The following is a 26,739-nucleotide window of genomic DNA, read 5'->3' as shown; positions in this document are numbered from 1 at the left end:
ATAAACACAGTATATCGAGACTGCGATGGAACTGAAGGACAAGCTGGAAATACTGGCCGATGCGGCCAAATATGACGCCTCCTGCGCGAGCAGCGGGGCGCCCAAGCGTAACTCGGTGGGCAAGGAGGGCTTCGGCGCGACCACCGGCATGGGCATTTGTCACAGCTATACGCCGGATGGGCGCTGCGTGTCGCTGTTCAAGGTGTTGTTGACCAATTACTGTTTGTACGATTGCCAGTATTGCGTCAACCGCCGCACCTCGAACGTGCCGCGTGCGCGCTTCTCTGTCGCGGAGGTGGTCAGGCTGACCACCGATTTCTATCTCCGCAATTACATCGATGGGCTGTTCCTCAGCTCTGGCATCATCCGGTCGGCCGACTACACCATGGAGCAGCTGGTGCAGGTGGCGCGCGAACTGCGCGAGGTGCATCAGTTCCGCGGCTATATCCATTTGAAGACCATTCCGGACGCCGACCCGGCGCTGATCGCGGCGGCCGGGCGCTATGCCGACCGCTTGAGTGTGAATATCGAGTTGCCGACGCAGGACAGCGTGCAAAAGCTGGCGCCCGAGAAGAGCGTGCACACCATCAAGCTGGCCATGGGATCGATCCGCCGCAAGCTCGATGAGCGCGCCGAGGAACCGAAGGCGCCGCGTTTCGCGCCCGCCGGGCAGAGCACCCAGATGATCGTGGGCGCGGATGCCAGCGACGATCAGCAGATTTTGTCGACGGCGGAAACGCTCTACGGCAGTTATAAACTCAAGCGCGTGTACTACTCGGCGTTTAGTCCGATTCCGCAGAGCCCCAAGAGCGTGCCTTTGGCGCCGCCGCCCATGCTGCGTGAGCATCGGCTGTATCAGGCCGATTTCCTGATGCGTGGTTATGGCTTTCAGGCTGGCGAGTTATTGCCGGCGAGCGGCGGCAACCTGGCGCTGGACATCGATCCCAAGCTGGCATGGGCGCTGGCGCATCGTGAGCATTTTCCTTTGGATCTGAATCGCGCGGAGCCGCATATGATCGCGCGCGTGCCGGGCATCGGCTTGCGCAATGCGCAGCGGATTGTCGAGTTGCGCCGGCTGCGGCAGGTGCGCTATGCGGACTTGGCGCGGCTGCGGTGCAGCATGAAGAAGATTTCGCCCTTCATCATTACGGCGGACTATTTCCCGGCGCGCGATGCGAGTCCGTCCGAGCATTTGAGGCGCTCGATGGCGGAAGCGCCACAGCAGATGAATCTGTGGCCGGAGCTGCAGGCGGCATGATGCGCAAGGTGGTGCGCTCATTCGACGAATGGCGCGCGGCGGCGCGCGACCTAATCGGGCGCCGCGTGGCGCCGGAATACGTAGAATGGGCAGGCAGCGAAGACGAGGGCGACCTGTTCACCGCCCCCGATGCCGCGCCGGCCCCCGTCGAGCCACCCGCCGCGCCCGGGTTGCTCCTGCCGCGTGCGTTCGTCGAGATGCTCGCTGCCGCCGCGTGCTACAGCGCCGCCGACCGCTGGGCCTTTCTCTACAAGCTGCTGTGGCGCTGGCAGCGCGGTGAGCGCGAGCTGATGTCGGCCGCCGATCCTGACGGTGCGCGCCTGCACAACATGGTCAAAGCCGTCCACCGCGAGGAGCACGACATGCACGCCTACGTACGATTCCGCGAACGTCCCGAGCAAGCTGGCGCGCCACGCTTCGTCGCCTGGTTCGAGCCCACGCATGACGTGTTGCCGCAAGTGGCTCGCCATTTCGCCAACCGCATGGGCCGCGCGACGTGGATGATCGCCACCCCCAGCGCCACCGTGCTGTGGGACGGCGAACGCCTGCACGACGCGCCGCCGCGCATGCGCAGCGCCGCCGACATCGAAGACAGCGGGGAGGCGCTCTGGCTCACGTACTACCGCAGCATCTTCAATCCGGCGCGCCTGAACGCCGATCTGCTGCGCAGCCACATTCCATCGCGCTTCTGGAAAAACCTGCCGGAGGGCGCCATCGTGCCGGCCATGATCAGCGGCGCCGCCAACGGCGACCGGCGCACCGGCCAGACCAGCACCGTAGGCCGCCGTGGCGGCGCCACCACCATCGCCGTCACGCCCGAGCGTGCGCAACCCCAACGCGACGCGCCGGACACGCTGGACCAGTGCCGCCGCTGCGAGCTGTGGCGCAACGCCACGCAGGCGGTGCCCGGTGTCGGGCCGAAGAAGGCCCGCATCATGCTGGTCGGCGAGCAGCCTGGCGATCAGGAGGACTTGCAGGGACTGCCTTTCGTCGGCCCGGCCGGCGCGGTGCTGGACCGCGCGCTTGCCGAAGCCGGCGTGGCGCGCGACCAGGTCTACCTGACCAACGCCGTCAAGCACTTCAAATGGGAGCTGCGCGGCAAGCGCCGCCTGCACAAGACGCCCGCGCAGCGCGAGGTCTCCGCGTGCCACGTCTGGCTGGAGGAGGAACTGGCGCGCGTGAAACCGGAGGTGGTGGTCGCGCTGGGCGCCACCGCGCTCAAGTCGGTGATGCGCGATGGCGGCGCCACCATGAGCGCTGTGATGGACGCGCCGTTCCAGCATGAGGGACGCTGGGTGGTCGCGGTGTACCACCCGTCATTCGTGCTGCGCGCGCGGGATGAGGAAAGCCGGAAGCAGGCCTATGAGGTGATCGTCGCCGGTCTGCGTGAAGCGCTTAAACTGGCGCCGGCTCGTTCCGGTTGATGCGGGTGACGCCGACGATCAGGCGATAGGCCTTCCACAGCCAGGCCCCGATCCAAATCAGCCACGCAACCGGAATGCCGATAATCGTCATGAAGAATGCCGCGCCCACCACCACCAGCACGATGTACCACCAGAACGAACGGATCATCCAGGTGTGATGGCTGTGCACGAAGGTGCCTTCGGTGCTCGGCCGTTGCAGGTAGTTGAAGATCAGCGGCACGATGGAAAACGCACCCAGCGAGAAGATAAAGCTGACTGCATGGATCAGATACAGCCACCAGGCCGTGCTCTTGGCCGACTCCAGCCGATTGTCCAGTACCAGTTCTTGCGACATGATTTCTCCTTGGTTGTTTGTTTTTAGTATAACTAGTTGGCCGGCCGATTGTCGCACAGTGTCCGCCGCAGGAACGCGGTCACGTCGGCAAAGAATTCGGGCTGGATGCTTTCACGGTCGAAGCCTTCCGGATCTTGCGAGGGCTTGAAGCCCGGCCGCGTCATCTCGGGCGGGAACTTGCTCATGAAGGCGAAGTGGCCGGCGCCCGGAATGTCCTTGTGTTCCACCAGCTCCGGCCGGGCCACGCCCTCGATGATCTTGTGGGCGTGCTCGATCGGCGTGACCTCATCCTTTTCGCCGGTGCGCAGCAGGATCGGCAGGTCCACCGGCCGCAGCGAGCCGGCGATGAACCAGAAAGTGGCGGGATTCAGCAGCACCAGGGCGCGGATGCGCGCGTCCGGCGTCACCGGCACCTGCTCGGGCAAGGCCTGCGAGTCCTTGCGCTCGTACGGCCCGCTCCAGGCGACGCCGCCAGCCGCCGCCAGCGCGGTGTAACCGCCGATGGAATGGCCGATGACGGCCACGCGCGCCCCTGCCGTATCCGTGGCGATGCGCGCGCCCAGCACCGCGTCGGCCAGGGTAGCGTCGATGGTCAGCGTGATGTGGCGCGGCCGGTTGGCGAGATTGGCGGCGGTGCCGGCCAGCGTGTTGTCGGTGCGCGTGTTGCCGGTATGGGCGGGAAGGGCGACCACGAAGCCCGCCAGCGCAAGGTGTTTGGCCAACTGGCGATACGCCCATGGCGTGCCGGAATGGCCGTGCGAGATCACCACCAGCGGATATACGCCATCGGCCGGCGCCGCGTCGCGCGCCACGTCTAGCGTATAAGGGCCGAAATGCTCGGTCTTTTCCTCGCCCATGGCCGGGTAGAGCAGGGCCACGGGCACCACCGCGCCCTGCACGCGGTCTTCAACATTCAGCAGGCGGCAGCCGCAGGTCGATGTCATTCGGTCTCCATAAACTATAAAATGCAAGCATGTTGATTATATAAGGAGTCCGTCCATGACCAAGCCGGTATCGGTGCTGTTTGTCTGCATGGGGAATATCTGCCGCTCGCCGACGGCGGAGGGTGTGTTCCGGCACCGCGTGGCGGCGGCCGGGCTGGCACATCATTTCCACATCGATTCCGCCGGAACGCACGGCTACCACGTCGGCGAACCGCCCGACGCGCGCTCGATGGAATATGCCCTCAAGCGCGGCTACGACCTGTCGGCCCAGCGCTCGCGCAAGGTGACGGCGCAGGATTTCGAGGACTTCGACCATCTGCTGGCGATGGATCATGACAATCTCAAGTTGCTGAAGGCGGCTTGTCCGCCCGAGTATCAGCACAAGCTGGGGCTCATGATGTCGCACGCCACGCGCAGCGGCTCGGACGTGGTGCCCGACCCCTACTATGGCGGCGGCAAGGGCTTCGACCTGGTGCTGGACTATATCGAAGACGCCACAGATGGGCTGATTGCCGCGCTAGGCGGGAAAAAGATGGAGTAGTATTAAGGGTAAGTCAGCTTGGGAGACTATCTTGAAAGAGCCAGGCATTCCCCAGAACGAGGCGCTTCGGCTGGCAACGCTGAAGGCCCTCGACGTCCTCGATACACCTGCGGAGGAGCGCTTCGACCGCGTTACCCGCATGGCCAAGCGCCTGTTCCGGGTGCCGATCGCGCTGGTCAGCCTGGTCGACGAGGACCGCCAGTGGTTCAAGTCGATACAGGGCATCGATGCCTGCGAGACGCCTCGCAACGTCTCCTTCTGCGGGCACGCCATCCTTGGCGACGATATCTTCCTGATCCGGAACGCGCTGGCCGACGAGCGCTTTGCCGACAACCCGCTGGTGACCGGCGATCCGCACATCCGCTTCTACGCCGGCTGTCCGCTGCGTTCCGGGGACGGGATGAAGGTCGGCACCCTGTGCATCATCGACACCGTCCCGCGCGAGTTCGACCAAGACGATGCCATCGCCCTGCGCGACCTGGCGACGATTGTGGAGGCTGAGTTGACGGCCTTCCAGACCGCCACCACCGACGAGCTGACCCAGATCTCCAACCGGCGCGGCTTCATGCAGCTGGCGCAGTATGCGCTGAGCTTCTGCGTGCGGAACCAGCAGAAGGCGTCGCTGGCGTTCATCGATCTCGATCGCTTCAAGCCGATCAACGACAACTTCGGGCACGCGGAAGGCGATCTGGCGCTGGCGGCGTTTGCGGAAGTGATGTGTGCCAGCTTCCGTAGCACGGATTTATTCGCGCGGCTGGGCGGAGACGAATTCGTGGTGTTGCTGGCGGGCGCCGGCGAGTCCGATGCGGAAAAGGCGCTGCAAAAGTTCGGCCAGATGCTGGAGGCCTATAACAACAAGGCGCGGCGCGGTTACAGCCTGGAGTTTTCCTGCGGCGTGGTGGAATTCGACCCGGCCAAGCCGCGCGACTTGCACGCGCTGCTGGCCGCCGGTGATGCGCGGATGTACGTGATCAAGACGGCCAAGAAGACCGTGCACTGATTACGTCAGCAGCGGCAGGATGCCATCGAGGCCGACGAAGTTGAGCGCCACGTTGGCTTGCTCGCGCACCACCGGCTTGGCGCGGAAGGCCACCGACATGCCGGAGATGCTCATCATCTTCAGGTCGTTGGCGCCGTCGCCCATCACAATCGCCTGCGATGGAGGGATGCCCAGCTCCGCGCACACGCGTTCCACGGTGCGCTTTTTCTCTTCGGCGTCGACGATGCCGCCGACAACCTTGCCGGTCAGCTTGCCGTCCTTGATCTCCAGCGCATTGGCGTGGGTGTAGTCCAGGCCCAGGCGCGCTTTCAGGCGCTCGGTGAAGAAGGTGAAGCCGCCCGACACCAGCAGGGTTTTCAGGCCGGCCGCCTGCACCGCCTTCAGCATCGTTTCGGCACCCGGCGACAGCCGCAGGCGCTCCTCGTAGACGCGTTCCAGCGCCGAGGCGTCCAGGCCTTCCAGCAGCGCCACGCGCCGCTTCAGGCTTTGCGAGAAATCGAGCTCGCCGCGCATGGCCGCCTCGGTGATTTCCGATACCTCTTTCTTCAACCCCTGCATGTCGGCGATTTCGTCGATGCACTCGATGGTGATCAGGGTTGAATCCATGTCCATGGCCACCAGCTTGAACTCGCTCATCTTGTGATAGCCGATCGAGTAGGTGGCGTCCAGCTGCGCGGCTTGCGCCGCCACCTCGATGGTCTGGCGCAGCGCCGGCGAGTAGGCGATGCCCTCGCAGCGCACGGCGCGTTCGCTCAGCCAGGTCAGGTTGGCCGATGCGGTCAGTGCGGCGATGCGCTCAAGGCGTGGCTTGCAATCGTCCGCGCCTTGCAGCACGAGGTTCATGGCGGTTTTTGCGGTAGTCATGTGGCGTAGGGATGGTTAAGTGGTCAGTTGTTTGATCGCGGCCTTGATCTGCGCTACGCGCGCGGACAGGTCGGGCATGGCGGCGGTGATTTTCAGCTTGTCCTGGCCATTCAGCTTGATCTGGCGGTTCTTCTGTATCAGCTCGATGATGCGCATCGGATCGATCGGCGGCTTGGGCATGAACTGCAGGTTGGCCGCCTCCGTGTGGGCGTCGATCTTGATGATGCCCACCTTCTTGGCTGCGATGCGCAGGCGGTGCGTTTCGATCAGCGCCTTGACGGCGTCCGGCAGCTTGCCGAAACGGTCGATCAGTTCCTCCTGCATGTCGTCGATCTTGTCCTGCGACTCGCAGTTCGCCATGCGCTTGTAGATCGACAGGCGCTCGTGCACGTCGCCGCAGAAATCGGCCGGCAGCAGCGCCGGCACGTGCAGGTTGATCTCGGTGGTGGTGGACAGCGGCGCCGCCAGGTCCGGCTCCTTGCCGGCCTTGAGCGAGCGCACCGCCTCGTTCAGCATGTCCGAGTACAGCTGGAAGCCGATCTCGGTCATCTCGCCGGACTGGTTGTCGCCCAGGACTTCACCGGCGCCGCGGATCTCCAGATCGTGCATGGCGAGGTAGAAGCCGGAACCCAGTTCTTCCATCTGCTGGATGGCGTCCAGGCGGCGCTGCGCCTGTTTGGTCAGCGACTGCACGTCGTGCACCAGCAGGTAAGCATAGGCCTGGTGATGCGAACGGCCGACACGCCCGCGCAGCTGGTGCAGCTGCGCCAGGCCGAACTTGTCGGCGCGGTGCATGATGATGGTGTTCGCGGTCGGCACGTCGATGCCGGTTTCGATAATCGTGGTGCACAGCAGGATGTTGAAGCGCTGCGCCACGAAATCGCGCATCACCTTTTCCAGGTCGCGCTCGTGCATCTGGCCGTGGGCCACGCCGATGCGCGCCTCCGGCAGCAACTCGGTCAGCATGGCCAGGCGGTTCTGGATGGTCTCCACCTCGTTGTGCAGGAAATAGACCTGGCCGCCGCGCTTGAGCTCACGCAGGCAGGCTTCGCGGATGACGGATTCCTGCTCGCTGCGCACGAATGTTTTGATCGCCAGGCGCTTTTGCGGCGCGGTGGCGATGACGGAGAAGTCGCGCAGGCCCTCCAGCGCCATGCCCAGCGTGCGCGGGATCGGCGTGGCGGTCAGGGTCAGCACGTCCACTTCCGCGCGCAGCGATTTCAGGGCTTCCTTCTGGCGCACGCCGAAACGGTGTTCCTCGTCGATGATGACCAGGCCGAGGCGGGTGAACTTCACATCCTCCGACAGCAGCTTGTGCGTGCCGATGATGATGTCCAGCGTGCCATCGGCCATGCCCTTGATGGCTTGCGCGATTTCTTTGCCGGTGCGGAAGCGCGACATTTCGGCGATGCGCACCGGCCAATCGGCAAAGCGGTCGGCGAAGGTCTGCGCGTGCTGCTCGGCCAGCAGCGTGGTCGGCGCCAGGATGGCGACCTGCTTGCCGCCCATGACGGCGATGAAGGCGGCGCGCAGCGCCACCTCGGTCTTGCCGAAACCGACATCGCCGCACACCAGGCGGTCCATCGGCTTACCCGAGGTCATGTCGCGCACCACGGCGTTGATGGCTTCCCGCTGGTCCGGCGTTTCGTCGAAGCCAAAGCTGTCGGCGAAGCGTTCGTAGTCATGCGCCGAATATTCGAACGCGTGGCCCTGGCGCAGCGCGCGGCGGGCGTAGAGATTGAGCAGTTCGGCGGCGGTGTCGCGCACCTGCTCGGCGGCCTTGCGCTTGGCTTTTTCCCACTGGCCGGAACCCAGCGTGTGCAGCGGCGCGTCGTCCGGCGAGGCACCGGAATAGCGCGAGATGACATGCAGCTGCGAGACCGGCACATACAGCTTGGTCTCCTTGGCGTATTCCAGATGCAGGAACTCGGCTTCGCCTTCGCCCAGATCCATGCTGGTCAGGCCCATGTAGCGGCCGATGCCGTGGTTGACGTGCACCACCGGGTCGCCGATCTTCAGCTCCGACAGGTCGCGCACCATCGATTCGACTTGCGTGACGGCTTCCTGCTTCTTCTTGCCGACGCGGCGGCCGGAGCCGGCGTACAACTCGGTCTCGGTGATGAAAATCAGGCGCGCGCCATCGGCCGCCAGTTCGAAGCCCGCGTGCAGCGGCGCCACACCCAGGGCCAGCTTGGCGTCGGAGGCGATAAAGCCCTCGTAGCCTTCCACGCCCGCCAGCGACAGATCGTATTCGTTGAAGTACTGCAGCAGCGTCTCGCGGCGGCCGTTGGATTCGGCGCAGATCATCACGCGGCTGCCGGACTGCATCAGGTAGGCGCGCAGATTGGTCAGCGGGTCGTCCAGATGGCGGTTGACGGCGATATTCGGCACCGGCGCGGACAGCTCGGAAGCGCCGGCGTCGGCGTTCTTGCGCACGGCGATCTGCGGATAGGGCTTGGCCAGCACGAAGAACTGCTCTTCGTTCAGGAAAAGCTCCTCCGGCGCCATGATGGGGCGCTCGCGATCGGCCTTGATGAAGCGGTAGCGCGACGAGGTATCGGTCCAGAAGCGCTTGATGGAAGCCTCGATGTCGCCCACGGTGGCCACCACCGCGCCTTGCGGCAGGTAGTCGAACAGGGTGGCGGTCTGCTCGAAGAACAGCGGCAGGTAGTATTCGATGCCGGCGGAGGCGATGCCAGCGCCGATATCCTTGTAGATCACGGCGCGCGACGGATCGCCTTCGAAATGCTCGCGCCAGCGGCTGCGGAAAGCGGTGCGCGAGGCCTCGTCCATCGGGAACTCGCGGCCCGGCAGCAAACGCACCTGCTTGACCGGGTACAGCGAACGCTGGGTGTCGGCGTCGAAGGTGCGGATGGTTTCGATGGTGTCGCCAAACAGGTCCAGGCGATACGGCAGCGCGGAGCCCATCGGGAACAGGTCGATCAAGCCGCCGCGCACCGAGTATTCACCGGGCGACATCACCTGGGTGACGTGGGTGTAGCCGGCCAGCGTCAGTTGCGACTTGAGCTGCGCCTCGTCCAGCGATTCGCCCTGCTGGAAGAAGAAGGTGTAGGCTGCCAGGAAGGATGGCGGCGCCATGCGCACCAGCGCGGTGGTGGCCGGCACCAGCATCACGTCGCATTGACCGCTGGAGATTTCGTGCAGCGTCGCCAGGCGTTCGGACACCAGGTCCTGGTGCGGCGAGAAGGCGTCGTAGGGCAGGGTTTCCCAATCCGGCAGCAGGTGGCAGCGCAGTTGATCGCCGCCGAACCACGGGATCTCATCGAGCAGACGCTGGGCGTCGCTGGCGTTGGCCACCACGATGGCCAGCATCTGGCCGCGCGACTTCAGGTCAAGCGCGATTTGCGCCAACGCGTAGGCATCCGCCGAGCCATGCAGCGCGGGCAGGGCAAAGCGGTTGCCGGGTTTGGGTATGGATTTGCTTAAGGCTGACGACACAACATACATTCAACAGTTATCCAGACCGCTATTATACCAAGCGGTTGGCAACGCCGAAGGGGATGTGCACCATCGGGATATTCCCGGCCGGGGACTTCAGGTGGCTCAGCTGGTCGTCGAAGAACATGTGCGGTTTGAAAATGCTCAGCACCCGCGCTTTTTCCATCCCGCCGAGGAAGAAGGTCTCGTTGGCCGACACGCCCCAGCTCTTCAGCGTGGTCACCACGCGCTCGTGCGCCGGCGCGCTGCGGGCGGTGATGATGGCGATGCGCAGGATCTTCTTGTACCCCGGATCGGCGCGCTGGGCGTCCTCCTCCAGTTGCTGCATCACCGACAGCTTGCGGAACAGGTCGGCCAGCGGCCCGGGCTGGTGCGGAATCGCCACTTTTTCAATCTCGTGGGCGTGGAATTCGTCGACGTTGTTGTTGCGCTTGAAGACGGTTTCCGACTCGTCGTCGGCGATCACGCCGTCAAAGTCGAAGGCGATGCGCAGTTCGCCGTCGTTCTCGTCGTCCTCGGTGCGCGAGGGCAGCACCAATCCGGCCGGGTAGTTGGCGTCCAGCGCGCGCCGCACGTCCTCCTCGTTGGCGCTCAGGAACAGCGAGGTGTTGAAGGCCGGCAGGTAGGTGTACGGCGACTGCCCGGTCAGGAAGCAGGCGCGCGAGATGTCCAGCCCGTAGTGGGCGATCGAATTCATCACCCGCAGCCCGGTCTCCGGCGAGTTGCGCGAGAACAGCACCACTTCCACCGGTGAACTTTGCGGATGGTGCTTGTTGATGCTCAGGAAGCGGCGGATGAAGGGGAAGGCCACGCCCTTGTCCAGGACGGTGCCGATCTGCTGTTCCTGATACTTGCGATACGCCTCGGCGCCGCCTTCCAGGTACACCTGGTGCGAGGCGGTCAGGTCAAACAGGGCGCTGGAGGCGATGCCGATCACCAGCTTGTGTTCAATCGGGTAGGGCATGGGTCAATCGATAGTCTGCGATGAACCACACTTTACCTGATACCGGCCCGCAGTGAGCGCCCGATTGATTTCTTTTCTGCAATTTAGTCATTGCCTCAAGGCAGTCGCTGCGCTACATTGATAGCTCCTCAAGATGGATGCTGGCGTGCTGAATCTCGATACACTTTTACTGGTCCAAATTTGCGTGACGCTGCTGACCACGGCGTTGCTGGTGGCGTCGGCCTGTTATACCGATAGCCCGCCGGAGCAACGCTGGTGGGCGGCCGGCAATGTGGCGGTGTCGGCCGGCATGGCGATGTGCAATATCGACAGCCTGCCGCTGGTGGTGACGGCCATCCTCGGCTATGGCGTGATCGCCTTCGGCCTCGGGCTGGTGCTGCGCGGCTTGCGCGTGTATTGCGCCAGCACGCTGTCCTGGACCAGCATAGGCATCATCACCGGCATCGCGCTGGCGATCGCGGCGTATTACACGCTGGTGGCGCCGAGCCTGCGCGCGCGGCTGTGCTTCAGCGGCTTTTACTTCGCGCTGCTCAACTGGATTTGCGCGGCGGCGATCGCGCGGCGCGGCAGCTGGCGCGTGTCCGGCATCGCGGTGGCCGGCTTTGTGCTGCTGGGCCTGGCGTTGTTCCTGCGTGGCGTGCACATGCTGACCCAGGGCGACCAGGCCGGCGGCGCCAGCTCGCTGGTGATACACCTGAGCGCGCTGGTGGTGCCGCTGGCGCAGATCTGCATCGCCTTCGGCCTGATCCTGATGGTGATGTGGCGCTATGCCGAGCGCCTGCGCCGCCTGTCGACGCTGGATCCGCTGACGGGCGCCCTCAACCGCTCGGGGCTGGAGATGCAGGGCAAGCGCACCGGCTTGCGCGCCCAGCGCGGCGGCCGCAGCCTGGCGGTGATCATGATCGACGTCGATTACTTCAAGGTCATCAACGATACCTACGGCCACCCGGTGGGCGACGAGGTGCTGCGCCACCTGGCGCGGCTGGTGCGGCTGGAGCTGCGTCCGCTGGATTTGCTGGCCCGTTTCGGCGGCGAGGAGTTCGTGCTGGTGCTGGACGGCGTCGACCGCGAGGCCGCGCTCAAGGTGGCGGAACGGCTGCGCGCGCGAATCGAGTACGAGGTGGTGGAGCTCGACAAGCTGACGGTGCGCTACACCGCCAGCATGGGCGTGGTCTGCTCGGACCAGTATGACTACGACCTGATCCGCCTGATCTCGGTCGGCGACGCCGCCATGTACGAAGCCAAACGCGCCGGGCGCAACCGCGTGATCGCCGGTTGATGCTGTGCGCCTGGCTGCTGCCAGGCGTGGAAAGAACTCTCAGCCACGTCGTTCCGGCGCAGGCCGGAAACCCATAGAACGCTCGCGACAAGAAAAGCTCAGCATCGACCGCAACAGCCCACCTAGTTACCGCAATTGCTGCTGGCGGCCTGCCCCTTGAACCGCCCCTCGACCCAATCCGGCAGCAGCTTGGCCGCTTCCGCCACCACGGCAACGTGATCCAGGCCGGCGAATTCCTGATAATTCACCGCCGAGCCGGCGCCGCACAGCGCCACGCGTTCACGCCTGGTCAGTGGCGGCGGGGTGGTGGTATCGGCCGAGCCCTGATAGATCATGAACGGCATGCTGCCCTTGGGCGTGAAGTTATCCACCGCCGTCATCGCATCCCACCATGTCGATCCGCTCACCAGCGCCCCCGGCACATAAGCATCCTTGACGCCGGACGCCGTGCTCCACACGTCAAAGCAGCCGCTGGCCAGCACCGGCAGCTGTTCCATCGCGTCGGCGGTCAGGAAATCGCGGTACTTCAACTCCGGGAAGTAAGCCTGGATGCCGGGCAGGGTGGAGATCACATAGCCGGCGTTTTCCGCGCTGGTCATGGAGTTCAGCGTCAGGTCCCTGATGCGCACGGCCGGTGCGATCAGCGCCGCGCCGAGGCCGGTGAATTCAGGCGCATACGTGGCGGCGATGCTTTCGCTCCACATCGTGGTTTGTCCGCCTTGCGACCAGCCGTACATCACATAGCGTTTGGACGGATTGGCGTCGGTGAATTTCTGCGCCACGCGCAGCATGTCGAGCGAGGCGCGGGCGTTCGGCTGGCCGGCCATGTAGTAGGCCGGACCGGGCAGGCCGAGGCCGGGATAGTCGCTCATCACCACGATGTAGCCCTTGGCCAGCAGGGCCGGCATGGCGGGCACGCGGTCATTGCCTTGCTCGACGGTGTTGCGGCGCGACGGCGCGCAGGCGTCGGCCAGGCCGGCGGTTTCGTGGTTCCACAGCACCACGTCGCGCTGGCCGCTGGCGGCGGCGGTCGGCACGTAGATCTCGCCGGACACGTAGGCCAGCTTGCCGGGCTGGATCTCGGACACGTAGATCACGCTCCAGCCCTTGCTGCCGCTGGGCGCGTCGGTGCGTGGCTGAACCTGGTGGATATCGCCGGCCTTGGCGGTGGCTGGCGGGGCGCTGTTGATGTCCCAGAAATCGCTGCCAATGTGGACCTCCTTGTAAGGCGGCACAGTGGCCGCGACCGCGATGCCGGCGCCGTCGCCGCAACCGCTTAACAAGGCCGCGCCGGACAGGGCTAGGCCGCAAGCCAAAGCCAGCGCCCGCAACTTGTTGCTGAATATCGTCATGATGGTCTCCGTTATGATTATGGATGATAAATATCAGGTGGCCTGATATGATCGATCTTACTGTCTGCATGGCCGCGAACGGCCCTCCTCAAATGCAGAGTATGGAGAGAGCGCGATGGAACAAGACTATCCATGGATCAAGGGAGTGGGCCGGGTGGCGGAGTTGCCGGCGTCGTTTTATCACTCGTTCAGCGGCGGCCTGTTGGAGATGGGCGAGCTGATGCGGCATGCCGAGCCGCAGGTTTTCCTGCGAGAGACCTTGCTGATCCTGCGCCGGTTTATCGGTTTCGATTCGGCGTGGTGGGGGCAGGTGTGTCCTGGCGTGGACGGCGCGGGGCCGCGCAATCTGCTGCATGCGAGCATAGGCTTGAGCCCGACCTTCGCGCAGGAGTGGAATGGCGTGATCGCGGCCTGCGACTGGTTCGCGCAGGATTCGATCGGCTCGCTGGGGACGGTGCTGCGCGCCAGCGGCGAGTGCGACGAGGGGCCGGAGGAGATGCTGGCGTTTGTCGAGCGTCACGGCCTGCATACGATCATGGCGATCACCTTTGAGTTGCCGGGCAGCGGCTTGTTGTTCTTTGTCTGCCTGTATCGCAATTGCCCGCATGCGGCGTTCAATGATGTGGAAAGCATGCTGTTCCTGGAGTTCTCCCAGCACATGCTGCAGAGCTGGAAGTATCGGCTGGCGGATTGGCGGGCGGCGTTTGGCGCGGCATCGCTGGAGGAAATGGCGGTGGCGGATACGCGCGGGCAGTTGTACTACCTTGGCCGGCGTATCGGAGATGCGCTGGCGCGGCATTGCGATGACTGGCAAGGAACGATATTGCCGCCGTCGATGATGGCGGCGTTCGCGCGGCTGCCGTGCGGCGTGACGCTGGGTGGCGCCAAGCTGGTGCTGGAGCCTGCGGGCGAGCTGGTGGCGATGGTGCTGGCGGGCGCCGGACAGCGCGCGCAGTTGTCGCCGCGCGAGCTCAGTGCGGCGCTGCTGTATGCGCGCGGCCAGTCGTACAAGGAGATCGCGCGCGAGATGGGTTTGACGCCATCGACGGTGCGAACCTACTTACGCAACGCCTACTACAGCTTGGGCGTCTCCAACAAAATCGAGCTCGCCGCCGCGCTGGCGCACGCTTGATCCGCATCAAAGCTGAACGGGAGCCTGGTGCTAGCTTGGTAGCTCATCGATAGGAGAGCGATCATGCACGGCACCAATGAAAACCCACGGGTTGAGGACTCTGGGAAAAGTTCTTATGATGTGCGTATCGCTGCACTGGAGACAGACGTGGCCGTCATACGCAACAGCTTTGCCACCAAAGATGACATTACGGCGCTGCGCGCCGAAATGCACGCCAGTCATGAGCGCCTTTTCGCCCTCATCTATGAGTTCAAACTTGAGGTTCAGACGAACTCAGCCAAGCAGCGGGAGGAATTTCAAACTGAGCACGCGACGCTGCGATTTGATTTCAAGGTCGCGCTGGACAAGCAGCGAGAGGAGCTCAATACCGCTTTGGCCAAGCAGCGAGAGGAGCTCAATGCCGCTTTGGCCAAGCAGCGAGAGGAGTTCAATGCCGCTTTGGCCAAGCAGCGAGAGGATTTTCATATCGCGTTGCAGGAGACCAGAATGGATTTGCACCGGGCGTTGATGGGGCATGTGTGGAGGCTGTATGGCTTCGCCTCGCTGCTGCTGGGCTGCGTGTATTACATTGCCCGCTACGTGCACTGATTATTCGTAGGCGGGCAGGCGTTTTTGTTCGTCGGCGCTGAAGCCGCTGTCACGCAGTTGCTGGAGGGCGGCGGCGGGGGCGGCGGATTGCAGCAGTTCGCGGCGCTGGGCTTGATAGGCGGCGATGCGGCGCTGCCAGTCCGCTTCCTCATGATCGACGTCGGCCAGGCGCGCCGCCGCCGCCGGGGACAGCGCGGCCGAGCGCAGACGGTAGACCTCGTTGTCGTCCGCGCCGCGCGCGCGGGCCGCGCTCACCGCCTCCTCCAGGCGCAGCACCTGGGTAGGCGCTTCTTTTTCTTCCCGGACTTTTTGCGGCAGGGCGGCGTCCAGCGCGGCCAACTTCTGCTTGCGCTGCGCTTCGCTCAGGCTGGCGTCACTGTTGATCTCAAGACGGGCGATGGCGTCGATATCGTAGGCGTCCGAAGCACTGAACAGGCCGGCGATTTCCTCGTTGCTGAAATATGTGGCGCGCAGTTGCTGCATGGCGGTGAGCCGCTGGCGCGCGCGCAGCACCGGATCGGCTTGCGCCGGCAGTCCGCGTTCCACGTCCACCAGTGCGCGCTTGTAGGTGAGATAAGCGTCCAGCAAACGCTTTGCCTCGGTGGCGGGCGCCGGCCGCAGGCGGCGCTCCAGCTCGCGGATGATTTCCGTGCGAATGGCTTCCAGCGGCCGCTCGCCCAAGCCGGCCAGATAATAGTCGAACAGGTAGGCCAGTTCGGCATTTACTTCCAGCCGGCCGTCGGCGCTGGCGCGCACGGCGCCGTCCGGGCGGGTGCCAGCCATGGACGGCACGAAGGCGAAGTAGTCAGGCGTGCCGCCTGCGGAAGCGACGCCGCCGGCCACCGCGTCGGGCGCCGGCTGGCGCCACAGCAGCGACGCGCCGCCAGCCGCGACGGCAAGCAGCACTGCCGCGCGCAGCGCGGTCCGCATCAGAGCCCCAGTCCTTGCAAGCGGTTGGCCTGCTGGCGGTAGATGGTCACTGGATTGGTCTCGAACAGATTGCTGATGCCGATCAGCTGATTGACCTCATCGAGGTGGTTGAGCGCGTAGTCGTCGCGGATCACCCGGCCCAGGTGGCTGGAGCAGCTGCTGACCAGGCCATCGTTCTTGGCGCCGTTGAAGGCCAGCGCCGTCAGCGCCAATACTGGATCGCTGGCGTCCAGCACGTTGGTATAAGGCTGCGCGCCGCTCCACGAGAAGTAGTACACGCCGTTCACCTGATAATCACCCTCGCCGCATGCGGAGGTCGGCACGCCTTGCGGATGACGGCTGTTGAATGCCAGCGTGCCCGCCGTGCTGAGCGAGGTCGCCGCCGCGCGCGCGTTCTGCGGCAAGGTCGGGCTGCCGGACAGGAAGCTGATCAGGCCCGACACCGCGTTCGCCACGTTGTAGGTGACATCCGGCACCGCGCCGATCAGCACGTCGGCCACGCGCGAGCCCTTGTTGACGCCACCGACACTGGTCACCGATGCCACCAGATCCGGCCGCACCGAGGCCACGTAGCGCGACGTCGGCCCGCCGTGGCTATGCCCCACCAGATTCACCTTGGAAGCGCCGGTGGCGGCCAGGATCTGCTTGACCTGCAACAGCAGCTGCTCGCCGCGCACCTCGGTGCTGTTGGCGGCCGATACCGACGTCACGTACACATTGGCGCCGCCGCTGCGCAGCGCGGACGCGATGCCGTAGAAGTAGTCCACCGGCCCCACGCTGTCAAAGCCGAACAGGCCGTGCACCAGCACGATGGGATATTTGGTCTGGGTGTAGCCGGCCGCCCACGAGGGGGCGGGCAGGGCGATGAGCAGGGTGAGGCATAACGTGAGGCAGTTCCAGAAGCGTTGTTTCATGGCGGTCTCCGATGGTTATGTTGTCTGCTCAATGTAACATCGGCGACGCGGCCTTGCAGGTCGCACGCTTGGCCTCAGGAGCCAATCCGCGGGCAAGGGGAGGGTCTGCGCTATAATCTTCTCAAAAATATCACTACAGGGACAACCTTGCCGGCGCAATTCGACTTCCAACATTTCCAGGCCAGGACGCCGCTGGACGGCGTGAACATCTGGGCCTATCTGCTCGATCGCTATGCCGATCGCATCACGGTCAAGCGCCGCAAGCCGGCGCTGGAGAACCTGGAGAAAATCTTCAACGCCACCTTCAAGCTGGCCAACGACGTCGGCTTCCGCGCCATGAACCTGCGCGACCTGTGCGGCGAGACGGGGCTGTCGATGGGCGGCTTGTACGGCTACATCAGCAGCAAGGACCAGCTGGCGGAAATGATCGAGGACGTGGTGCGCCACGCCACCCACGAGGTGCCCAAGATGTACGCCGACATCAGCGATCCGCTGGACCGTCTGGAGGCGCTGATCCGCGCGTCGATCTATGTGTCAGAGATCCTGCAGCCGTGGTTTTACTTCGTCTTCATGGATTCGCGCGTGCTGCAGGCCGAGCAGCGTAGCACCGCCAAGGAATCGGAGCTGCACGTGCAGGCGTTGTTCGCCGAAGTGATCGCGCAGGTGCCGGACCGTCCGCAGGTCAGCCCGGACTTGATCGCGGCGCACATCATGGCCATGTTCCAGGACTGGTACGTCAAGCGCTGGAAGTACCGCGCCGCCGATATCGATCCTGACCGCTTTGCCGACAGCGCCGTGCGCATGATGCGCGGCTATCTGAGCGCGGTTAGCGCCCCGGGCCCGCTGGCACCGGTTTGATGTTTTCCGCGTTCGGCGCGGCCGCCGGCGCCGCTGCCGGCGCGGGCGCCGCGGCCGGCGCCGCGCCCGCAGCGGTCGGCTCCACGTTCTCGGCGCCGGCCGGTTCCGTATCCATGTCCAGCGTATGGCGCGCGGCGTCGCCGGTGAATTCATCGTACAGCCACTCGCCGTTCACCTGCGTCAGGCCGGTCGGCACCGGGCGTTCCTGCGGCGGACGGCTTCGCATCGCCACCCGCATGTAGTCGATCCAGATCGGCAGCGCCACGGTGGCGCCGAACTCCTTGCCGCCCAGCGACTTGGAATCGTCGTAACCCATCCACGACACCGCCACGATGCCGCCGCCGTAGCCGGCGAACCAGCCATCGACCGCATCGCTGGAGGTGCCGGTCTTGCCGGCCAAATCAGGGCGGCCGAGGCGCGCGACCGCACCGCCGGTGCCGCTGCGCGTCACTTCGCGCATCATCGAATCCATGACATAAGCGTTGCGCGGATCGAGCACGCGCGCCTCGTCCGGCAGCGTGGTGCGCGGCTTGGCTTCCTGAATCACCTTGCCGTCGCCGTCAACGATCTTGGCGATCAGGTAGGGCTCGACGGTGTAACCGCCGTTGGCAAACACCGAGTAGGCGCCGGCCAGCTGCGCCGGCGTCACCGAGCCCGTGCCCAGCGCCATGGTCAGGTTCTTTGGATGCTTGGCCAGGTCGAAGCCAAACTTGCCGAGGTAGCTGTGCGCATATGGCACGCCGATGGCGCGCAGGATGCGCACCGACACCACGTTCTTCGATTCCGACAGCGCGCGGCGCATGGTGATCGGGCCGTCGAACTTGCCGTCGTCGTTGCGCGGCGACCAGGCCTCGTTGCCGGTTTCGGCGCCGGTCAGCTCCAGCGGCACGTCGTTGATCAGCGTCGATGGCGAGAAGCCGCGCTCCAGCGCCGCCGAATACACGAACGGCTTGATCGAGGAGCCGGGCTGGCGCCACGCCTGCGTGACGTGGTTGAACTTCTGCAGGTTGTAATCGAAGCCGCCGACCATGGCGTGGTAGCCGCCGGTCACCGCGTCCAGCGACACGAAGGCCGCCGCCACCTGCGGCACTTGCGTGATGCTCCAGCCGCCTTTGTCGTTCTGCATGATGCGGATCACCGCGCCGGGACGCACGCGCAGATTGTCCTTGGCCTTGTCGGTCAGCGCGTTGGCGGCCAGTTTCAGGCCGTCGCCGGTGATGGTGATTTCCTCGCCGGCGGGATTCTGCACCTTGACCGCTTTCGGGCCGGCCTCCAGCACCACGGCCGGAATCAGGCCGTCGCTGCTCGGACGTTTTTGCAGCGCGTCCTCGATGGCGTCGTCGCGTTCGTCCTCGTTGGCGGGCAGAGTGATCACGGCTTCCGGACCCCGGTAGCCGTGGCGCTGATCGTAGTTCAGCACATTGCGTCGCATCGACTCGTAGGCGGCTTTCTGGTCGGCCTTCAGGATCGTGGTGTAGACGCTGATGCCCTTGGTGTACGAGTCCTCCTTGAACTGCGCGTACACCACCTGGCGCGCCAGCTCGGCCACGTATTCGGCGTGGACGTCGAAGTCGACGCCCTTGCGGTTGATGTGCAGGGTCTCCTTCAGCGCCTTCTGGTACTGCGCCTCGGTGATGTAATCGAGATCGCGCATGGAGCGCAGCACCACGTGTTGGCGTTGCTTGGCACGCTTGGGATTGACGGCCGGGTTGTGGCGCGCCGGATTTTGCGGCAGGCCGGCCAGCATCGCCATCTCGGCCACGTCCAGGTCCTTGAGTGGCTTGCCAAAGTAGACTTGAGCCGCCGCGCCGAAGCCGAACGAGCGCTGGCCGAGGTAGATCTGGTTCATGTACAGCTCCAGGATCTGATCCTTGCTCAGCGCCGCTTCGATTTTCAGAGCCAGCATCACCTCGGTCAGTTTGCGGCTGACGAATTTTTCGCGCGTCAGGTAGAAGTTGCGCGCCACCTGCATGGTGATGGTGGAGCCGCCCTGGCGGAAGGCGCCGCCCAGGTTGGCCCGCACCGCGCCCAGCGCACGCACCCAGTCGATGCCGTTATGCTCGTAGAAGCGTTTGTCCTCGATCGCCAGCAGCGACTTTTTCATCAGCTCCGGCATGTCCTTGATGGGGATGAAGTCGCGGTGTTCTTCGCCAAACTCCCCGATCAGGGCATTGTCGGCGGTATAGATGCGCAGCGGGATTTTCGGGCGATAGTCGGTCACCGCCTCCAGCGACGGCAGGTTCGGGGCCACGTACAGCAGCATATAGGCCAGCAGCAGACCGCCGCCGATCAGGGCGGCCAGTCCGGCGGCAAGGGCGGCGCGTATCATATTGCGGCGATTGATCCAGGTGGGGATGGAGCTCGAGGTTGTCAAAACATCATCTCTCGGTTGCGGAAGTATGCGCGATTATAGAACAAGGCTATTGTTACTTGCCGTCACTTGTCGTAACGTACAGGTATACAGCTCCAAAGGGACCATATGGCGGAACCGCAGCACATACTCGATTGCGACGTCCTGATCGTCGGCGGCGGCATCAACGGCGCCGGTATCGCCCGTGACGCGGCGGGACGCGGGCTGTCGGTGGTATTGTGCGAGAAGGATGACCTGGCGTCGCATACCTCGTCGGCCTCCACCAAGCTGATACACGGCGGCCTGCGGTATCTGGAGTATTACGAATTCAACCTGGTGCGCAAGGCCCTGATCGAGCGCGAGGTGCTGCTGCGCGCCGCGCCGCACATCATGTGGCCGCTGCGTTTTGTGATGCCGCACGCGCGGGGCCAGCGCCCGGCGCTGCTGATCCGCGCCGGCCTGTTTTTATACGATATGCTGGCGCGGCGCGAGCTGTTGCCGGCATCGGCCGGCATCAACCTGCGCAACCACGTCGCGGGCAAGCCCCTGAAGCCGGAATTTGAGCGCGGCTTTATTTATTCCGACGGTTGGGTGGACGACGCACGGCTGGTGGTGCTGAACGCCATCGACGCGTGCGAGAAGGGCGCCACCATCCTGACGCAAGCCGTGTGCACCAAGCTGGAACGCAAGACGGCGGACTGGGAAGCGACTTTATTCAAACCAAGCTGCGGCCATATCCGCGTCAATGCGCGTTATGTGGTGAATGCCGCCGGACCGTGGACGGCCAACCTGCTGCACGCGGCCGTGCCGCGCGCCGGCGGCGGCCATCTGCGGCTGATCAAGGGCAGCCACATTGTGGTCAGGCGCATCTTCGAGCATGACAACGCCTATATCTTCCAGCATCCGGACGGGCGCATCGTGTTCGCGATTCCGTATGAGCGCGACTTCACGCTGATCGGCACCACCGATCTCGATTATCAGGGAGACGCCAACCAGGTCGCGATCAACGAAGAGGAAATCGCCTATCTGTGCCAGCTGGCCAGCCAGTACTTTGTCCGGCCCATCGTGCCGGCGGACGTGGTGTGGACCTATTCGGGCGTGCGCCCGTTGGTGGAGGATGGCGCCGACGCCAAGGCCGTCACGCGTGATTACCGGCTGGAGGTGGACAGTGACGGGCCGCCGATACTGAGTGTCTTCGGCGGCAAGATCACCACCTTCCGCAAGCTGGCGGAGGAGGCCGTCGATCATATCGCCAAGGCGCTGGACAACCGCCACGGCGGATGGACCCACAACGCTTGCCTGCCGGGCGGCGATTTGTTCGGCGCCGAGCCGCGGAATAAATCGGTGCTGGAATTCGACGCCTGGCGGCGCGCGCAGATCGCCCGCTACAGCGGACTGCCGTCGGAACTGGTGTCGCGCTACTGCCGCAGCTACGGCACGCGCATCCACACGCTGCTGAGCGAGCGCACCGATGTGGCGTCGATGGGCGAGGAAATCGTCCCCGGCCTGTTTGCGGCGGAAGTGGAATACCTGCGCCGCTACGAATGGGCGCGCACCGCGCAGGACATCCTTTGGCGCCGCACCAAACTGGGCCTGCACCTGCCCGCCGGCAGCGACGAAACGCTACAGACCTGGCTCAACGCCCATCCGCTGGCGCCCAAGTAAAAACGGCACCCTGGGGCGAATGCCGTTCAGTTAGCGCTTAATTCGTCATTCCGGCGAAAGCCGGAATCCATAGAACGTATGCGTAACCACAGCGCATGCGTTCTATGGGTTCCGGCCTTCGCCGGAACGACGCCGTTTAACTGAACGGCATTAGCGCCCTGGGGCGCCGTTTGCAGTCTTACTTCACACCGTGCATCAGTTTCTGGATCAGCGGGGCGATCAGGAACAGGAGCACGCCGCCGATGATCAGCGACCAGAACCCGAAGGTGTAGCCCGACAGTGCCGATGGCACCGACATGCCGCCTTCGCCCGATACCGCCGACGCGAAGATGCCCGACAGGTTGTTGCCGATGCCGGTCGACAGGAACCAGCCGCCCATGCCCAGGCCCACCAGACGGGTCGGCGCCAGCTTGGTCACCATCGACAGGCCGATCGGCGACAGGCACAGCTCACCGATCGATTGCAGCACGTAGACCATGAACAGGGTCCAGAACGGGATCTTGTTGTTGGCGTCCACCAGCGACGACAGCGCGAACATCAGCAGCAGGAAGGCGGTGCCGTTGAAGATCAGGCCCAGGCCAAATTTGCGCGGAATCGAAGGATTGGCGCGGCCCATGGCTACCCAGGCGAAGGCGATGATCGGCGCGAAGGCGATGATGGCCAGCGAGTTCACGGTCTGGAACCAGGCTACCGGGAATGTCCAGTTGAACATTTCGCGGTCGACGATTTTCTCGGCCAGGAAGGTGAACGAGCTGCCCGCCTGTTCGAAGAAGCACCAGAACATGATGTTGAAGAAGAAGATCACCAGCATGGCGATCACTTTGTCGCGCGCCACCTTGCCGTTCTTGATGCCTTCCACCAGCAGCATGACCGACAGCAGCACGAACAGCACCGACAGCACCACCTGCAGGCTCTTGGCGCCTGCCGCCAGCAGCGAGTACACCAGCGGAATCACGCACAGCGAGCCAATCACCACGTAAATCAGGCGTTTTGGATCGCCGCTCTGCGCATCTGGCGCGCCGATGCCTTTCAGGCCGCGACGGCCGATGTAGAACCATACGAGGCTAATCAGCATGCCGACACCGGCCGACATGAACACCACTTTGTAGGCCGGCATGCCGCCGGTGCCGAAGATGGCCGATGCCAGCCACTCGGTCAGCACTGGTGCGACTAGCGCGCCGGAGTTGATGCCCATGTAGAAGATGGTGAAGCCCGAGTCGCGGCGCGTGTCGGTGGTGCCATACAGCTTGCCAACCATGGTCGAGATATTTGGCTTGAACATGCCGTTGCCGACAATGATGGTGGCCAGGCCGAATTTGAATATCGTCTGGTCCGGGAAGGCGATCATGAACAGGCCGGCGGCCATGAAGGACGCGCCGACCAGGATGGAGCGCTGGTAACCCAGCACGCGGTCGGCCACGTAGCCGCCGAACAGCGCCGCCGCATACACCAGCGCGAGATAAGAGCCGTAAACGAGGTTGGCGGCGGATTCACCGGACGGGTCGCCGTTGTAGAACTGGGCGACCACGTAGAGCACCAGGGCCCAACGAATGCCGTAGAACGCGAAGCGCTCCCAGAACTCGGTCATGAACAACATCCACAGCGGGGCGGGATGCCCCATGATCTGCTTAAATTCCGGAATCGCGGCTTCCGTAGGTTGGGTGGTCGCACCGCTCATGCGGCTTCTCCTGTCATTATGGTCTATAGGAACTGGCGTCTGCCCTTGTGGGGCGGCCAAATTGGGCGACATTTTAATCTACAAATCGATCGCAACGCACTTTTTGCGAATCTCCCTGCGAAATTGTCGTATATTGGTGGCGCAGGACCAATAGAAACTGAATAGGACTTAAGCATCATGGAATATGACGTTGTCGATACCCAGATTTCGCCCGAAGGTCAGCTGGAGATCCTTTCGAAGGCGGAAGTGAACAAGCTGCTCGATACTAGCCAGGGCGGCCTTTATAACGTCTTCCGCAAGTGCGCCCTGGCCGTGCTCAATTGCGGCAGCACTATCGACGATGGAAAGGAACTGCTGGACCGTTATAAATCGTTTGACATCAGCATCGTGCAGCGCGAGCGCGGCATCAAGCTCGATATCAAGGGCGCGCCGGCCATCGCTTTCGTCGATGGCAAAATGATCAAGGGGATCCACGAGCACCTGTTCGCGGTGCTGCGCGATATTATCTTCGTCAGCAACGAGGTGACGGACAACCCGAAGTTCGACCTGAATAAAACCGAGGGCATCACCGACGCCGTGTTCCACATCCTGCGCAACGCCGGCGTGCTGAAGCCCATGCTCAATCCGAACCTGGTGGTGTGCTGGGGCGGCCATTCGATCAACCGCGAGGAGTACAACTACTCCAAGAAGGTGGGCTACGAGATGGGCCTGCGTGACCTGGATATCTGCACCGGCTGCGGCCCGGGCGCGATGAAAGGCCCGATGAAGGGCGCCACCATCGGCCACGCCAAGCAGCGCCTGCATCGCGGGCGTTACCTGGGCATCACGGAGCCGGGCATTATCGCGGCGGAGTCGCCGAATCCGATCGTTAATGAGCTGGTCATCATGCCGGACATTGAAAAGCGCCTGGAAGCGTTTGTACGCACGGGGCACGGCATCGTGGTGTTCCCGGGCGGCGCTGGCACCGCAGAGGAGATCCTGTACATCCTGGGCATCCTGCTGCATCCGGATAACGCCGAGATCCCGTTCCCGCTGGTGTTCACCGGCCCGGAAACGGCGCGCGAATACTTCGTGCAGATCAACCAGTTCATTCACGACACGCTGGGTCCCGAGGCGCAAAGCCGCTACAAGATCATCATCGACGATCCGGAACTGGTGGCGCGCGAGATGCAGGCCGGGATCAAGGCGGTGCGCGAGTTCCGCAAGTCGCGCAGCGATGCGTATTATTACAATTGGGGCCTGAAGATCGACACCGAGTTCCAGCGTCCGTTCCCGCCGACGCACGAGAACATGCGCAATCTGAGTCTGCACAAGAACCAGCCGGTGCACCTGCTGGCGGCGCATCTGCGCCGCGCTTTCTCGGGTGTGGTGGCGGGGAACGTGAAGGAAGAGGGTATCCGCGCCATCGAGAAGTACGGCCACTTCGAAATCCATGGCGACAAGGAGATCATGGGGCCGATGGACGCGCTGCTGGCCTCCTTCGTGGCGCAGCACCGCATGAAGTTGGCAGGGAAGCCGTACACGCCGTGCTACCGTGTGATCCAGTAAGCAGCGGTTCCGTCGTTCCGGCGGAGGCCGGAACCCATGGAACGCAAGCGATGTGTCAGCGCAAGCGTTCCATGGGTCCCGGCCTTCGCCGGGACGACAGCGGGATTACTCTTCGCGGCGCAGGTGCGGGAACAGCAGCACGTCGCGGATGTTAGGCGAATCGGTCAGCAACATCATCAGACGGTCGATGCCGATGCCGCAGCCGCCGGCCGGCGGCATGCCGTATTCCAGCGCGCGGATGTAGTCGGCGTCGTAGAACATCGCCTCCTCATCGCCGGCGTCCTTGGCCGCCACCTGCGCCAGGAAGCGCGCCGACTGGTCTTCCGCATCGTTCAGCTCCGAGAAGCCGTTGGCGATCTCGCGGCCCACCATGAACAGCTCGAAGCGCTCGGTGATGCCTTCGCGCGTGTCCGAAGCGCGCGCCAGCGGCGACACTTCCACCGGATAGTCGATGATGAAGGTCGGCTCCCACAGCTGCGCTTCCGCCGTTTCCTCAAACAGCGCCAGTTGCAGCGCGCCCAGGCCGGCGGTGGCGAATGGCTTCACGCCGAACTTCAGCAGCTCGGCCTTGATGAATTCCGCGTCATTCAGCTGCGCGTCGGTGTAGTGCGGCGCGAACTTGTTGATGGCGCCAACGATGGTCAGACGATGGAACGGCTTGGACAAGTCCAGCTCACGGCCGCCGTAGGTCAGCACCGCCGTGCCCTTGGCATCGATCGCCGCCTGGCGGATCACCGACTCGGTGAAGTCCATCAGCCACTTGTAATCGGTGTAGGCCGCGTAGAATTCCATCATGGTGAATTCCGGGTTGTGACGGACCGACACGCCTTCGTTACGGAAGTTGCGGTTGATCTCGAACACGCGGTCGAAGCCGCCCACCACCAAACGCTTCAAGTACAGCTCGGGCGCGATACGCAGGTACATCTGCATGTCCAGCGCGTTATGGTGGGTGATGAACGGCTTGGCCGCCGCGCCGCCCGGAATCGGGTGCAGCATCGGGGTTTCCACTTCCATGAAGTCGTTCTTTTCCATGAAGCGGCGGATCGACGACATGGCGGCGGTACGGGCCTTGAAGGTGCGGCGCGTCTCCTCGTTCATGATCAGGTCCACGTAGCGCTGGCGGTACTTGGTTTCCTGGTCGGCCAGGCCGTGGAACTTGTCCGGCAGCGGGCGCAGCGACTTGGTGATCAGACGCAGTTCGGTGACCTTGATGGTCAGTTCGTCGGTCTTGGTCTTGAACAGGGTACCGACCACGCCCAGGATATCGCCCAGGTCATAGTGGTGCAGGGCGGCCATGGCGGCTTCGCCGGTCAGGTCCAGCGTGGCGTAGATCTGGATGCGGCCATCGGCGCGCGGGCCGGACGAATCCTGCAGCGTGGCGAAAGCGGCCTTCTTGCCGGCTTCGCGCTTCAGCATCATGCGGCCTGCCAGCTTGACGGTGACCGGGTTGGCTTCCAGATCTTCGCGCGACTTCTCGCCGTACTGCGCATGCAGGTCGGCGGCCTTGTGTTCCGGCTTGAAGTCGTTCGGGAAGGCGACGCCTTGTTCGCGGATGGCGGCCAGCTTGGCGCGGCGCTCGGCGATGATTTTGTTGTCGTCAGGAGCGGCTGCTTGGTCTTGAAGATCCGTAGTCATGGTCTTTACTTTTGTTGAGGTG

General features: G+C 64.0%; 21 protein-coding genes. 10 read left to right on the top strand and 11 right to left on the bottom strand.

Annotated elements, in window-relative coordinates; all coding sequences use genetic code 11:
• Positions 1-25: 25 nt before the first annotated feature.
• Entirely contained in the window at positions 26-1,258 is a 1,233-nt protein-coding gene (locus FHW83_RS21565) for a putative DNA modification/repair radical SAM protein (protein ID WP_176648415.1), read from the top strand.
• Positions 1,255-2,682, top strand: coding sequence for a UdgX family uracil-DNA binding protein (locus tag FHW83_RS21560; RefSeq protein WP_176648559.1), 1,428 nt, complete (start codon positions 1,255-1,257; stop codon positions 2,680-2,682). The genes FHW83_RS21565 and FHW83_RS21560 overlap by 4 nt, the downstream gene beginning before the upstream one ends.
• On the opposite strand, the gene FHW83_RS21555 is transcribed toward FHW83_RS21560, so the two are convergent.
• The gene (locus tag FHW83_RS21555) at positions 2,654-3,016 is read right to left on the bottom strand and encodes a hypothetical protein (protein ID WP_176648414.1); all 363 of its coding nucleotides are present in this window, start codon (positions 3,014-3,016) and stop codon (positions 2,654-2,656) included. The two genes, FHW83_RS21560 and FHW83_RS21555, sit on opposite strands and share 29 nt — an antisense overlap.
• A gap of 32 nt (positions 3,017-3,048) precedes the next feature.
• A complete protein-coding gene (locus FHW83_RS21550; RefSeq protein WP_176648413.1) occupies positions 3,049-3,960 on the bottom strand; it encodes an alpha/beta fold hydrolase in 912 nt (303 codons plus the stop codon).
• A 55-nt stretch (positions 3,961-4,015) separates the two neighbouring features.
• Between FHW83_RS21550 and FHW83_RS21545 the strand changes: the two genes are divergently transcribed.
• Positions 4,016-4,501, top strand: a complete 486-nt coding sequence (locus FHW83_RS21545; RefSeq protein WP_176648412.1) for a low molecular weight protein-tyrosine-phosphatase — start codon at positions 4,016-4,018, stop codon at positions 4,499-4,501.
• Positions 4,502-4,532: 31 nt separating this feature from the next.
• Positions 4,533-5,501, top strand: coding sequence for a diguanylate cyclase (locus tag FHW83_RS21540; RefSeq protein WP_176648411.1), 969 nt, complete (start codon positions 4,533-4,535; stop codon positions 5,499-5,501).
• Here the strand turns inward: FHW83_RS21540 and serB are convergent, their stop codons facing one another.
• Genes serB through FHW83_RS21525 form a run of 3 tightly spaced genes read right to left on the bottom strand, consistent with a single transcriptional unit; the run spans position 5,502 to position 10,788 of the window.
• Positions 5,502-6,344, bottom strand: coding sequence for a phosphoserine phosphatase SerB (gene serB / locus FHW83_RS21535; protein WP_176648558.1), 843 nt, complete (start codon positions 6,342-6,344; stop codon positions 5,502-5,504).
• A gap of 36 nt (positions 6,345-6,380) precedes the next feature.
• Positions 6,381-9,833, bottom strand: coding sequence for a transcription-repair coupling factor (gene mfd / locus FHW83_RS21530; protein WP_218106390.1), 3,453 nt, complete (start codon positions 9,831-9,833; stop codon positions 6,381-6,383).
• Between the two features lie 22 nt (positions 9,834-9,855).
• Positions 9,856-10,788, bottom strand: coding sequence for a 5'-nucleotidase (locus tag FHW83_RS21525; protein ID WP_176648409.1), 933 nt, complete (start codon positions 10,786-10,788; stop codon positions 9,856-9,858).
• Between the two features lie 145 nt (positions 10,789-10,933).
• On the opposite strand from FHW83_RS21525, the gene FHW83_RS21520 reads away from it, so the two are divergent.
• Positions 10,934-12,067 (top strand): GGDEF domain-containing protein, encoded by a 1,134-nt coding sequence (locus tag FHW83_RS21520; protein ID WP_373997246.1) that lies wholly within the window; start codon positions 10,934-10,936, stop codon positions 12,065-12,067.
• 122 nt (positions 12,068-12,189) lie between these two features.
• On the opposite strand, the gene FHW83_RS21515 is transcribed toward FHW83_RS21520, so the two are convergent.
• Entirely contained in the window at positions 12,190-13,419 is a 1,230-nt protein-coding gene (locus FHW83_RS21515; RefSeq protein ID WP_176648407.1) for a lipase family protein, read from the bottom strand.
• A 115-nt stretch (positions 13,420-13,534) separates the two neighbouring features.
• On the opposite strand from FHW83_RS21515, the gene FHW83_RS21510 reads away from it, so the two are divergent.
• Positions 13,535-14,551 (top strand): helix-turn-helix transcriptional regulator, encoded by a 1,017-nt coding sequence (locus FHW83_RS21510; protein WP_176648406.1) that lies wholly within the window; start codon positions 13,535-13,537, stop codon positions 14,549-14,551.
• A 63-nt stretch (positions 14,552-14,614) separates the two neighbouring features.
• A complete protein-coding gene (locus FHW83_RS21505; protein WP_176648405.1) occupies positions 14,615-15,139 on the top strand; it encodes a DUF1640 domain-containing protein in 525 nt (174 codons plus the stop codon).
• Here FHW83_RS21505 and FHW83_RS21500 read toward each other — a convergent pair whose 3' ends face one another.
• Positions 15,140-16,069, bottom strand: a complete 930-nt coding sequence (locus FHW83_RS21500; protein WP_176648404.1) for a lipase secretion chaperone — start codon at positions 16,067-16,069, stop codon at positions 15,140-15,142.
• Positions 16,069-16,983, bottom strand: coding sequence for a triacylglycerol lipase (locus FHW83_RS21495; RefSeq protein ID WP_176648403.1), 915 nt, complete (start codon positions 16,981-16,983; stop codon positions 16,069-16,071). The genes FHW83_RS21500 and FHW83_RS21495 overlap by 1 nt, the downstream gene beginning before the upstream one ends.
• Before the next feature lie 147 nt (positions 16,984-17,130).
• On the opposite strand from FHW83_RS21495, the gene FHW83_RS21490 reads away from it, so the two are divergent.
• Positions 17,131-17,841 carry a TetR/AcrR family transcriptional regulator gene (locus tag FHW83_RS21490; RefSeq protein WP_176648402.1) on the top strand — a complete coding sequence of 237 codons (711 nt, stop codon included), beginning with the start codon at positions 17,131-17,133 and terminating at the stop codon, positions 17,839-17,841.
• Here FHW83_RS21490 and FHW83_RS21485 read toward each other — a convergent pair.
• Positions 17,810-20,170: a penicillin-binding protein 1A gene (locus FHW83_RS21485; RefSeq protein ID WP_176648557.1), complete on the bottom strand. Its 2,361-nt coding sequence runs from the start codon at positions 20,168-20,170 to the stop codon at positions 17,810-17,812. The genes FHW83_RS21490 and FHW83_RS21485 overlap by 32 nt on opposite strands.
• 150 nt (positions 20,171-20,320) lie before the next feature.
• Between FHW83_RS21485 and glpD the strand changes: the two genes are divergently transcribed.
• Positions 20,321-21,856, top strand: a complete 1,536-nt coding sequence (gene glpD, locus FHW83_RS21480; RefSeq protein ID WP_176648401.1) for a glycerol-3-phosphate dehydrogenase — start codon at positions 20,321-20,323, stop codon at positions 21,854-21,856.
• A 178-nt stretch (positions 21,857-22,034) separates the two neighbouring features.
• Here the strand turns inward: glpD and FHW83_RS21475 are convergent, their stop codons facing one another.
• Positions 22,035-23,534 carry a peptide MFS transporter gene (locus FHW83_RS21475; protein ID WP_176648400.1) on the bottom strand — a complete coding sequence of 500 codons (1,500 nt, stop codon included), beginning with the start codon at positions 23,532-23,534 and terminating at the stop codon, positions 22,035-22,037.
• A gap of 177 nt (positions 23,535-23,711) precedes the next feature.
• Here FHW83_RS21475 and ppnN point away from each other — a divergent pair, with 177 nt between their 5' ends.
• Positions 23,712-25,082 (top strand): nucleotide 5'-monophosphate nucleosidase PpnN, encoded by a 1,371-nt coding sequence (ppnN, locus tag FHW83_RS21470; protein ID WP_176648399.1) that lies wholly within the window; start codon positions 23,712-23,714, stop codon positions 25,080-25,082.
• Between the two features lie 105 nt (positions 25,083-25,187).
• Here ppnN and lysS read toward each other — a convergent pair whose 3' ends face one another.
• Positions 25,188-26,717, bottom strand: coding sequence for a lysine--tRNA ligase (gene lysS / locus FHW83_RS21465; RefSeq protein WP_176648398.1), 1,530 nt, complete (start codon positions 26,715-26,717; stop codon positions 25,188-25,190).
• Between the last annotated feature and the right edge of the window lie 22 nt (positions 26,718-26,739).

The sequence above is a fragment of the Duganella sp. SG902 genome (genome assembly GCF_013376005.1).
In the GTDB taxonomy this organism is placed as follows: domain Bacteria; phylum Pseudomonadota; class Gammaproteobacteria; order Burkholderiales; family Burkholderiaceae_D; genus Rugamonas.
The sequence above is the reverse complement of the archived record's forward strand: the minus strand, read 5'-3'. Positions and strand labels throughout refer to the sequence as shown.